Consider the following 11232-nt stretch of genomic DNA (forward strand, 5'->3'; position numbering starts at 1 on the left):
ATGAAAGCGAAAAGGGAATTAGGGTGTTGCGGTCAATCAGAACGGCACGTCGCCCTGGATGGTCGTGCGGTGCATGCGCCGGCGCAGGTGGCTCGGGCAACCGGTGGCCAGGTGAATCAGCGCGCGGTTGTCCCAGAACACCATGTCGTGGGGTTGCCACTGGTGGCGGTAGATGAACTCGGGTCTGGCGCTGTGGGCATAGAGCTCGGCGAGGATCTGCCGGCTCTCGTCCTCGGGAATATCGAGGATGTGCGTGGTGAAGTTCTCGTTGACGAACAGGCCCTTGCGCCCGGTTTCCGGGTGGGTGCGCACTACCGGGTGAACGACCGACTTGACCTCGGCCAGTTGCGCCTCGGTCAGCGTCGGGCGACGAATTCCGGCGAACACTTCATCGGCATAGCGCGCGGTGTAGGAATGCGCGGCACGTTTGCCTTCGATGGCCTGGCGCAGCTCCGCCGGCAGGGTCTCATAGGCCAGTTGCTGGCTGGCGAACAGCGTATCGCCGCCCTCCTCCGGTAGCTCCTGAGCCAGCAGCATGGAACCCAGGCTGGGGAATTCCTTGTAGGAGAGATCCGAATGCCAAAACTTACCGGCATCGCCCAGGCCGATGGGCTGACCGTTCTCGACGATGTTGGAGATGATGAAAATCTCCGGGTGATCGGCCAGCAGAAACTGCTTGAGCACGTGGATCTGCAGCGGGCTGAAACGGCGGCTGAAGGCGATCTGCTGTTCGGGGGTGATGCGCTGGTCACGGAATACCAGCAGGGCGTGATCGAGATGGGCGCGATGGACACGGGCGAAGTCGTCATCACTGAGCGGCCTGGTCAAATCCAGGCCGATGATCTCGGCGCCCACGGGCGCATCGAAGGGACGAACTTCGAACGACTGTGCCGACGCCGCGGTGATGGTATGGGCTACTGCCGACATAGATAACTCCATGCATAGGCGCCAATCGGCGCGTCACTTTGACCGGCCGAGGGTTCGGCCATGTGTTCAGTGCGGCGCGCCGATTGGTCGGCAGGTACGCATGGGATGTGACTTTATAGGTATAAGAAAATTACTTTAAATACCGAATAAGAATATTCATATGACCTGTCAGCGAGTCGCGCCATCAGGTGTCACGCTCGCCGCCACTATCGGGCGCTTCGTCAGCCAGACAGTCACTTGCTTTAGGCAAACAGGACCGGCCTAGACCGATGAATCAATCGCAAATAGCCGGCCTCGACTAGCAGATAGTTGTCGTTAAGAGGGTCGGCTATCGGCGAGAAGAGGTCATGGTGTTAACGATATGGGCGGATTCGATAGGCTCTCTTTGAGCTCATATGGCCTGTTTTTTACAGAACCAACGCCATAAACGAATAGCAACCGCGATCACAATCCAGCTGTAAACGGCCGCCATAAGGTCGTCCAGGACGATACCCAGCCCACCACCGACTGCCTCGAGAAAATTCAGCGGCGGCAGCTTGAGGGCATCGAACAAGCGAAATAGCACGAACGCTGTCAGGAGCACCCAGGGACGGCGCATTGAAGCGAGCCCCATCACCGAGACCGGAAACACCAGGTACTCGTCTGCAACGATCTGTGGAATATCCCCGCCCCCCAGCCACAGCGAAGCCCAGTGGCAGAGCGGTACAGCTACAACCAGCAGGATCACCGCGATGAGAGCCTGCCGCCTCGGTGGATGACCCAGCAGCCACCAAGCCAGAGGCAAGCCAAGCAACGAGCCGAAGGTTCCGGGCATGAACGGCAACTGGCCGAGGCCAAAGCCCGTCGCTGCCTGCACGACCAGGGTTTCTATCATCAGAATCGCAGATCCATCTCATGCATCTGGAACAGGCTACAGGTCGGTTAGCCAGGGGCAGCCTGTCAACGCGAGCCCGATCCCGTCAGCCCCGGAGTAACTTGGTCCGGGGCTGACGGGAGAGTCGGCTAGGAAGCGGTCGCCAGAGGCAGTATGCGCGCCAGTATGTCGGCGAGCGTTACCACCCCTTTCAACTGCCCGTCTTGCATGACCACCGCAAGCTGAACGCTCGACTTACGCATGAGCGCCAGGGATTCGTAGACCGGCGTTTTCGCGTCCAGAACGAATACCTGGCGGGCGATTTCCCGCGCAGGTCGCGTATTCGGTTCAAGCAGAGTGTCACGCAGATGAACGACCAAAGGCAGCTTGTCGCTGGCGCCGAGTATCAGGATCCGCAGATGGCCTGACTGAGCAGCGATGGCGCGTACATCCTCTACGGACGCATCAAACGTGACATGCACAGGGACAGCGTTACTCGTTACCAGCTCCTCGATCGGCAAGGTGCCAAGATCAATAAGACTGGAGATCTGCTGCTGAAGAGCAGGCTGGAGCGTTCCAACCTCAGCAGAGTGCTCGACGAGCTTGCGAATGGTGGCGATGTCCTGCCCACCCACCGCAGCGCTTTCGACAGGCTCGACACCGGACGCCTTGACCAGGCGGTTCGCAATCCGATTGACCCACCTCATCAGGGGGCGCAATGGCCAGATGTACGCGCGCGATATCAGCCCCACGGCAAGTGCCGAACGTTCCGGGTGCGCAATCGCCCAGGATTTCGGTGCCATCTCGCCAACGACCAGGTGCAGGAAGGTCACCACGAAGAGCGCGAGCGCGAAGGACGCACCACCCGCCGCCCACTCGGGCACACCCCAGGCGATCAGCAGCGGGCCCAGCCAGGTGTCGACAGCAGGCTTGGTCACGGCGCCCAGTGCGAAGGTACAGAACGTGATGCCCAGCTGAGCACCAGCCAGCATCAGGGTGAGGTCGTTCATGCCGCGCAACGCGGCGCGTGCAGAGCTGCTGGTCGGAGCCAGTTCCTCGAGGCGGTGACGACGGGCACCGAGCAGTGCGAACTCGATGATGACGAAGACTGCGCTGAGCACGATGAGGACAATGGTCACCAATGTGATGATCAGGGGATCATTCATTGCGCTTCCTCCTGTTGCAACGTCTCGACGAGCGTGACACGCACCTGCGTCGGCACGTACCGCTCAACCCGCAGTACCTCGATCACTAGCTGACGCGCCACGGGCAGATCGGAAACCAGCTCTGAAGGATCCTCAGGCAAGGCTATCGTCACGATGTCGCCTTCGGCGGGCAAAGCACCCAGCTCCGCGATCAACAGGCCCGCGATGGTTTCGACGTCCTCGCAAGGCAGGTCATAGCCGAGCGCACGCTCGACCTCGTCCAGGTGCACGTCGCCATCCATGATCCAGATGCCGTCACCGCCAGGCATGAGCGGATCGGCGCTCTCTTCATCATGCTCATCGGTAATCTCGCCGACGATTTCCTCGGCAAGATCCTCAAGGGTCAGCACACCCACGAAGCTGCCGTATTCATCGATGACGCAGGCCAGCTGGTTGTTGGTCTGAATCAATTCAGCAAGGGCATCCGGTAGCGCCATGAGGGTAGGCATAACCGTGGCTGGTCTCATCACCGACTCAACAGTGTCTTCAGTATCCCCTGCTAATAGTCGCAACAGGACATCCGTGAGGTGAACGACGCCGACAGGGGTGTCCTCGTGGATGACGGGGTAACGGGTATGACCACTGGCCATGAGTTCGCGCAGTTTGACCAACGTCGTCTCAGGCGTGAGCCAGTCAACCTGCGACCGCGGAATCATGGCGTGTTCGACGTCCTGCTGGGGGAAGTCAAGAATGCGATCCAGCATCAGCGAGAGCTCTACAGGAAGGTCTCCGCTGTCACGCGAGTCAGAGATGATGTGCGGTAGATCGTCGGCCGAGACACTTACGTCCAGATCGTGGACGGGTTCGATGCGCAGCATGCGCAGGAAAATGTTGGCCGACTTGTCGAAGAAGCCGATCAACCAACCGAATACCGTCAGGTAAATCAGGGTCGAGCGCGCAAGACCTCTGGCCAGAGGATCGGCATTGGCGATTGCCAGGTTCTTCGGATAGAGCTCGCCAAAAATCATCTGGATAATCGTGGCGACCACCAGGGCAAGCAGCGTACCGACGGTTACGCCGACCTCGGACGGAATGCCGACCCCGCCCAGCAAGACACCGAGCGACTGTCCAACTAACGGCTCTGCCACGACACCGACCAGCAGACCTGTCACAGTGATGCCCAGCTGGGCACCCGACAGCATAAAGCTGGTTCGTTTGGTCACTTCAAGCGCGCGCTTGGCGGAGGCATCACCGTCGGCGGCCAGTACTGCGAGTCGCGTACGGTCGACGGCCATGTAGGCGAATTCCTGGGCGACGAAATAGCCGTTTGCCGCAATGATCGCCAGGATAACGAGGGTACCGAACAGGAGAGTGAGGGTCGGCTCGATCACCGCATCACCTCATCATTTTTCGTTTCAGAAGAGCGTCTACAACCGCTGGGGCTTGATGTGTCCACAATGGATCCGAAGTGACAAAGGGCCGCCATTATATTCCTTCCCAGGCTCCACGCCACTTTGATAATCAGTGCAGAAAATGCTTACAAAGGCCCGTAGATAGTGGTTTCTAGCACTGTGAAACGAATTTCTAACATTTGAATACAAATGCGAACGCGAGATCGGGCACTCGATATAACCATGCCGTTCGTACCTAACCCGCCCAAAACGCCTCTACTTTATGAGGAAATGCCGTGACCGTTTTTGGCCAGCCGTTATAGCCCGTACATCTGCACTGACCGCTCTACTCCCCCTGCCCACTCCACCCGATTCCGCCCCTGTGTCTTCCCCCGGTACAGGGCGGCATCCGCCTGCTGCAGAAACGCGTCGAAGTCCTGCGCAGCTGTAAAAGCCCCCGAAGCACCAAGGGTCGCCGTACAGCGAATCGGTTGCTTCACGCCTGTGCCGGCCACTTCGTTGTGCTCGATCGCCGCTCGCATGCGCTCGGCGAGTTGCTGAGCGCCGGCGCTGTCGGTGTCCAGGGCGATGACCACGAATTCCTCGCCGCCCAAGCGGCAGACCAGGTCGCCCTGGCGTGCCGTAGCCTTGAGCACAGCGGCGACGTGGCTCAGAACACGGTCACCGGCCTTGTGGCCATGGGTGTCGTTGATACGCTTGAAGTGATCGATATCCACGATCAGCAGATACACCGGGCCGGCTGTGCGCGAGCGAAAGTACGCGTCCAGGGCATCCATCAGTCCGCGCCGGTTCAGCAACTGGGTCAGTGGGTCATGCGCTGCCAGGTTGCGCAGTTCATCGGTAAGGCGGCGCAGCACCAGCCAAACGGCGCAGGGCGGTAGCACGGTCGCCAGGAAAGACATGTAGATATAGAAGATCTTCTGGAAGCCGCTGCTCATGTCGATGGCAGCCAGGCCGCCATCGAGAATCACCGCGAACTTCATGGCATTGAGGATGCAGATGCCGCCGATCAGCACGGCGAACACGAGCATCTCGACACGCAGGTCCCTGGCGAAGGTTCGCCGGCCGTAGAGCACCGCCACCGTCATGGCCAGAAATAGTGAAGCGCAGGCCGCGGCCAGCATGGCGTGGCGGGCTTCGGTTCCCAGCAGCCATTGCACCAGCAGCTGCAACACCGTGTAACCGGCCGCCAGTGTGAGCAACGGACGCAGCACCGGGGTCGGACGCTCGAAAAAGTGCATGGCACCCAGCACATAGACGACAGGGGCACTGAGCGTCAGCGTGTGGTTGACCACACTCACCAGTACCTCATCCGGTGGGCCGCCGAACAACTGCAGGATGTAGGCGAGGCCAAGCAGCAGGTTGCCCAGCGCGAAGACTTCCACGCCCATTTTCTTGCCGTTCAGCCGGGTGCTGATCAGCAGGAACATCACGGAAAAGCACAGCAGGTACACGCAGAGCATGCCAAGGATGACGGTAGTGACCATGGGTTCGCGCAAGTTGAGAGGTGGCAACAGGAGCCTAGCACTGAGGCTTTGACGCAAATCATGTGCGCCCTAGCCTCTCTCTGCGTTTCAGAGGCCATCGGCATGGCATTTCAAACCAGCGAATCGTAGGCACATAGCGCCGGGAAGGCAATTTGCCATTCATGCACGCCGGCAGGGGCAGCCTGGCTGCGCTGCCCCATCGTGCGAAAAAAAGAACGCCGAGTCGGCTGAGCCGGCTCGGCGTAAACGCAAACCCGTTTGCACAGGTTTACTACCGTGTTCAACGGTGGGCAGCTAGGACACAAAAAACTTCCGGGAGAAGTTTTTGACGTCGCGCCGCGACGGCCCGCAGGGTGGCTGCCAGGGATGGCGAGCCACAAAAAGAGCCGCCTTACAGTTTCGATCAGAAGGCCGGCAGTACCGCACCTTCATAACGCTTCTCGATGAACGCCTTCACCTGCGGGCTGGTCAGCGCGGCGGACAATTTCTTCAGCGCCTCGCTGTCCTGGTTGTCCGGGCGGGCCACCAGGTAGTTGACGTAAGGCGAATCGCTACCTTCGATCACGAGCGCGTCGCGCTTGGGATTGAGCTTGGCCTCCAGCGCGTAGTTGGTGTTGATCAGCGCCAGGTCGACCTGATTCAGCACGCGCGGTACGGTGGCTGCCTCCAGTTCGCGGAACTTGAAGTTGCGCGGGTTATCGGCGATGTCACGCGGCAGTGCCTGGGCGCTGTTGGGATCCTTGAGGGTCAGCAGGCCAGCCTTCTGCAACAGCAGCAGCGCACGGCCGCTGGTGCTGACTTCGTTGGGTATGGCAATGGTGGCGCCGTTCGGCAGTTCATCGAGGGACTTGTACTTGGTCGAATAAGCGCCGAAGGGTTCGACGTGTACACCCTGCACGATCACCAGTTCGGTACCGCGCTGCGCATTGAAGGTGTCCAGGTAGGGCTTGGTCTGGAAGTAGTTGGCATCCAGGTTCTTCTGGCTCACCTGCAGGTTGGGCTGAACGTAGTCGGTGAAGACCTTGATATCCAGATCCACGCCTTGCTTGGCCAGCTCGGGCTTGATCAGTTCGAGAATTTCGGCGTGCGGCACCGGGGTGGCGGCAACGCTCAGCTTTTCGCCAGCATGGGCCAGGGAGGCAGTCAGGGCAGCGGCCAGGGCGGTCAACAGCAGGGTCTTCTTCATGATGTCCTTGTTCTCGGTCTGTGGCACCGGCTGGATCAGCAGTCCGGCGCGTTTGGCAGGCGCCCGGCGGATGTGCCGGGCTGAGCGCGACAGTACGAAGAAATTTTTATTCCATAAAATAATTATTAATTATTTTCTTATGCCAAAAATAATCTTCCCCTTCTGCTTGTGAGCCCAGCCTCCTCCCGCCTAGAGTGAAAAGCCTTCGCTCCCTGGAGGCTCCCATGCTCACCGCCGCCCTCGCCCGCTTCCCCCGCCTGCAACTGATCCCTCAGGCCACCGCCCTGCACCATCTGCCACGCCTGTCCCTGCACCTGGGCCGCGATATCTGGATCAAACGCGACGACCTCACCCCCGTTGGCGCTCGGCGGCAACAAGGCACGCAAGCTCGAATATCTCGCCGCCGATGCGCAGGCCAAAGGGGCCGATGTACTGGTCACAGCCGGCGCCATCCAGTCCAACCATGTACGGCAAACCGCAGCGGTCGCCGCGCAACTCGGCCTGGGCTGCCTGGCCCTGCTGGAAAACCCCATAGACAGCCAGAGCGACGACTACCTGGGCAATGGCAATCGACTGCTGCTGGACCTGTTCGGCGCCGAGGTGGAAAACGTCGCCAATCTGGACAACGCCGATCAGCTGCTGGAGGCCGCCTGCCGACGCCTCAGTGCAGCCGGGCGTCGGCCATACCTGGTGCCCATCGGCGGCTCCAATGCCCTGGGCGCACTCGGCTACGTGCGTGGCGGGCTGGAGCTGGCCGAGCAGATCGCCGCCAGCGGCCAGGACTTCGCCGCCGTGGTGCTGGCCTCCGGCAGCGCCGGCACCCATGCGGGGCTGGCCCTCGCGCTGGAAAGTGCGCGCCCCGGCACACGCGTGATCGGCGTCACCGTTTCGCGTAGCGAGGCGGCACAAAAGCCCAAGGTCGAGGGTCTACTCCAGCGCACTGCTGAACTGTTGGAGGTTGAAGTGCCGCGCGGATTGAACCTGGAGTTATGGGATGCCTATTTCGCCCCGCGTTACGGTGAAGCCAACGCCGCCGGCCTCGAGGCCATCAGCCTGCTGGCGCGCCTGGAAGCGATCCTGCTCGACCCGGTCTACACTGGCAAAGCCTTCGCTGGTTTGCTCGACGGGCTCAAGCGAGGCTCCTTCCCTGGCAACGGGCCGTTGCTGTTCCTGCACACGGGCGGCTCGCCCGCTCTTTTCGCCTACAAACAAAAATGAATACATAGATAATTTTTAATTATTTAAAGGCATAAGAATTTTCACCTAGAGTGACGCCACCTTCCCACTTGCACGAGGTCACCATGAAATTCTCCACCCTGCGTCGCCACTTCCTCTTCGGCAGCCTGGCCCTCGTGTTGGGCGCCAGCCTCAGCGCGCCGAGTTTCGCCGCCGACCTGCTCGATGACATCAAGGCCCGTGGCGCCATCAAGGTCGGCCTGGAAGGTACCTACCCGCCCTTCAACTACCAGGACGAGAACGGCAAGCTGACCGGCTTCGAAGTGGAGCTGGCCGAGGCGCTGGCCAAGGAGCTGGGGGTCAGGGCCGAGTTCCAGCCGACCAAGTGGGACGGCATCCTCGCCGCGCTGGAGTCCAAGCGCCTGGACGTGGTGATCAACCAGGTGACCATCTCCGACGAGCGCAAGAAGAAATACGATTTCTCTACCCCCTACACCGTCTCCGGCATCCAGGCGCTGACCCGCAAGGCCGACGCCGACAGCATCAAGAGCGCCCAGGATCTGGCCGGCAAGAAGGTCGGCGTAGGCCTTGGCACCAACTACGAACAGTGGCTGAAAGACAACGTGCCGCAAGCCGACATCCGCACCTACGATGACGATCCGACCAAGTTCCAGGATCTCAACGTCGGTCGCATTGATGCGATTCTGGTAGATCGCCTGGCAGCCTTCGAAATGGTCGAGAAAACCGGTGGCCGCCTCGCCGTCGCTGGTGACGCCTTCTCCCGTCAGGAGGCAGGCATCGCGCTGCGCAAGGGTGACCCTGCCCTGCTCGCCGCCATCGACCAGGCGCTGGCCAAGCTGAGTGCCGACGGCACCCTCAAACAACTGTCCGAGAAATGGTTCAAGGCTGACGTCACCCGATGATCGAGTCCGCCCTGCAGCTGGCTCTGGAGTCGGCGCCCTTTCTGCTCAAGGGCGCCTACTACACGGTCGTACTCAGCCTGGGCGGCATGTTCTTCGGTTTGCTGCTGGGCTTCGCCCTCGCCGTCGGACGCCTGTACGGGCCAGCGCCACTGCGCTGGCTCACCCGCCTTTACGTCTCCTTCTTTCGTGGCACGCCGCTGCTGGTGCAGCTGTTCCTGATCTACTACGGCCTGCCGCAACTGGGCATTCAGCTCGATCCGTTGCCGGCCGCGCTGATCGGCTTCTCGCTGAACATGGCCGCCTACACCTCGGAGATTCTCCGTGCGGCCATCGCCTCGATCGACCGTGGTCAATGGGAAGCCGCCGCCAGCATCGGCATGAGCAAGACGCAGACGCTGTATCGGGCGATCTTGCCGCAGGCCGCGCGCACCGCCCTGCCGCCGTTGGGCAACAGCTTCATTTCGCTGGTCAAGGACACCGCCCTGGCCGCCACCATCCAGGTGCCGGAACTGTTCCGTCAGGCGCAGTTGATCACCGCGCGCACCTTCGAGATTTTCACCATGTACCTGGCAGCCGCGCTGATCTACTGGGCGCTGGCCAGCATCCTCGCGCACTTCCAGGCGCGCCTGGAAGCCAGGGTCAACCGGCACGAGCAGGACAACTGATGATTTCCGTGCGCAATCTGCGAAAAGCCTTCGGCAGCAACGAAGTACTCAAGGGCATCGACCTGGATGTGGCCGCTGGCGAGGTGGTCGCCATCATCGGCCCCAGCGGCTCGGGCAAAACCACCTTGCTGCGCTGCCTCAACCTGCTGGAGCAACCCAGCGCCGGGCAGATCACCGTGGGCGATATCCATATCGATGCGGATAAACCGCTCAAGGGCCAGCAGAAGCTGATTCGCCAACTGCGCCAGCAGGCCGGCTTCGTATTCCAGAACTTCAACCTGTTCCCCCACCGCACGGCACTGGAAAACGTCATCGAAGGCCCGGTGCAGGTGAAGAAGGAGCCGCGCGAAGCGGCCCTCGCCCATGCCCGCGCCTTGCTCGCCAAGGTGGGCCTGAGCGGCAAGGAAGACGCCTACCCCAAACGTCTATCCGGCGGCCAGCAACAGCGCGTGGCCATCGCCCGTGCCCTGGCCATGCGCCCGCAGGTGATCCTCTTCGACGAACCCACCTCGGCCCTCGACCCCGAGCTGGTGGGCGAAGTGCTGACCACCATCCGCGATCTGGCTGAAGAAAAGCGCACCATGGTCATCGTCACCCACGAAATGGCCTTCGCCCGCGACGTGGCGGATCGGGCGATCTTCATCGACCAAGGGCACATCGTCGAACAGGGCCCGGCCAAGACCCTGTTCACCGCGCCCCAACACGAACGCACGCGGCAGTTTCTCAGCAAGTTTCTGCTCGACCGCTCGCTTTAGTCAGTCGTAGCGTCGGTGAATACGTCCAGAAGTTGGTGGGGGAACCGGTTGAGGTGAGAGTGGGAGCAAGCGAATTTTTCTTGGGCCGTTTAAGGCCAGAGGAGGTCATATTGTTAACGATACGGGCGGATGCGATAGGCTCTCTTTGAGCTCATATGGCCTGTTTTTTACAGAACCACTGCCGTAAACGAATAGCAACCGCGATCACGATCCAGGTGTAAAAAGCCGCCATTAGATCGTCGAGCACGATACCCACCCCACCGCCGACAGCTTCAAGAAGATTCAGCGGCGGTAATTTGAGGGCATCGAACAAGCGAAATAGTGCGAACGCTATCAGGAACATCCAGGGGCGGCGGATTGAAGCGAGCCCGATCATTGAGACCGGAAATACCAGGTACTCGTCTGCAACGATCTGTGGAATATCCCCGCCCCCCAACCACAGCGATGCCCAATGGCAGAGCGGCACAGCCAATGCCAGCAGTATCACCGCGATGAGAGCCTGGCGCCTCGGAGGGTGACCCAATAACCACCAGGCCAGAGGCAAACCAAGCAACGACCCGAAGGTTCCAGGCATGAACGGTAGCTGGCCAAGACCGAAGCCCGTTGCTGCCTGTACCACCAAGGTTTCTATCATCGAAATCGCAGATCCATCTCATGCATCTGAACAGGCTGCAGGAGGGTTAGCCAGAGGTAGCTAACCCTC

The 11232-nt window shown here is 60.7% G+C and carries 10 protein-coding genes and 1 pseudogene; 4 read left to right on the top strand and 7 right to left on the bottom strand.

Translation table 11 applies throughout. The annotated features are described in order from the left end of the window. Positions 1 to 36 precede the first annotated feature (36 nt). From BLT86_RS07635 to BLT86_RS07660, 6 genes are all read right to left on the bottom strand, one after another. Complete coding sequence (locus BLT86_RS07635) at positions 37 to 927, bottom strand: TauD/TfdA dioxygenase family protein (protein ID WP_092375843.1); 891 nt, start codon at positions 925 to 927, stop codon at positions 37 to 39. Positions 928 to 1318: 391 nt separating this feature from the next. Beyond that, positions 1319 to 1801 (bottom strand): phosphatidylglycerophosphatase A family protein, encoded by a 483-nt coding sequence (locus BLT86_RS07640; RefSeq protein WP_092375846.1) that lies wholly within the window; start codon positions 1799 to 1801, stop codon positions 1319 to 1321. Between the two features lie 128 nt (positions 1802 to 1929). Continuing rightward, positions 1930 to 2946: a CNNM domain-containing protein gene (locus BLT86_RS07645; protein WP_092375849.1), complete on the bottom strand. Its 1017-nt coding sequence runs from the start codon at positions 2944 to 2946 to the stop codon at positions 1930 to 1932. Then, a complete protein-coding gene (locus tag BLT86_RS07650) occupies positions 2943 to 4316 on the bottom strand; it encodes a hemolysin family protein (protein ID WP_092375852.1) in 1374 nt (457 codons plus the stop codon). The genes BLT86_RS07645 and BLT86_RS07650 overlap by 4 nt, the downstream gene beginning before the upstream one ends. 317 nt (positions 4317 to 4633) lie before the next feature. Beyond that, positions 4634 to 5824 carry a GGDEF domain-containing protein gene (locus BLT86_RS07655; RefSeq protein ID WP_075748092.1) on the bottom strand — a complete coding sequence of 397 codons (1191 nt, stop codon included), beginning with the start codon at positions 5822 to 5824 and terminating at the stop codon, positions 4634 to 4636. A 403-nt stretch (positions 5825 to 6227) separates the two neighbouring features. Then, positions 6228 to 7010: a MetQ/NlpA family ABC transporter substrate-binding protein gene (locus BLT86_RS07660; RefSeq protein ID WP_075751155.1), complete on the bottom strand. Its 783-nt coding sequence runs from the start codon at positions 7008 to 7010 to the stop codon at positions 6228 to 6230. 224 nt (positions 7011 to 7234) lie between these two features. On the opposite strand from BLT86_RS07660, the pseudogene BLT86_RS07665 reads away from it, so the two are divergent. From BLT86_RS07665 to tcyN, 4 genes and pseudogenes are all read left to right on the top strand, one after another. Then, positions 7235 to 8228 (top strand): annotated as a pseudogene (locus BLT86_RS07665) (D-cysteine desulfhydrase). Between the two features lie 83 nt (positions 8229 to 8311). Then, positions 8312 to 9109: a cystine ABC transporter substrate-binding protein gene (gene tcyJ, locus BLT86_RS07670; protein WP_092375855.1), complete on the top strand. Its 798-nt coding sequence runs from the start codon at positions 8312 to 8314 to the stop codon at positions 9107 to 9109. Further along, positions 9106 to 9774, top strand: coding sequence for a cystine ABC transporter permease (tcyL, locus tag BLT86_RS07675; RefSeq protein WP_045735909.1), 669 nt, complete (start codon positions 9106 to 9108; stop codon positions 9772 to 9774). The genes tcyJ and tcyL overlap by 4 nt, the downstream gene beginning before the upstream one ends. After that, on the top strand, positions 9774 to 10529 hold the full coding sequence (tcyN, locus tag BLT86_RS07680) for an L-cystine ABC transporter ATP-binding protein TcyN (protein WP_017676645.1): 756 nt from the start codon (positions 9774 to 9776) through the stop codon (positions 10527 to 10529). Before tcyL ends, tcyN begins: the two co-directional genes overlap by 1 nt. 151 nt (positions 10530 to 10680) lie before the next feature. On the opposite strand, the gene BLT86_RS07685 is transcribed toward tcyN, so the two are convergent. Further along, positions 10681 to 11163, bottom strand: a complete 483-nt coding sequence (locus BLT86_RS07685; RefSeq protein WP_017676644.1) for a phosphatidylglycerophosphatase A family protein — start codon at positions 11161 to 11163, stop codon at positions 10681 to 10683. Positions 11164 to 11232 lie beyond the last annotated feature (69 nt).

The sequence above is a fragment of the Pseudomonas sihuiensis genome, assembly GCF_900106015.1.
In the GTDB taxonomy this organism is placed as follows: Bacteria; Pseudomonadota; Gammaproteobacteria; order Pseudomonadales; family Pseudomonadaceae; genus Aquipseudomonas; species Aquipseudomonas sihuiensis.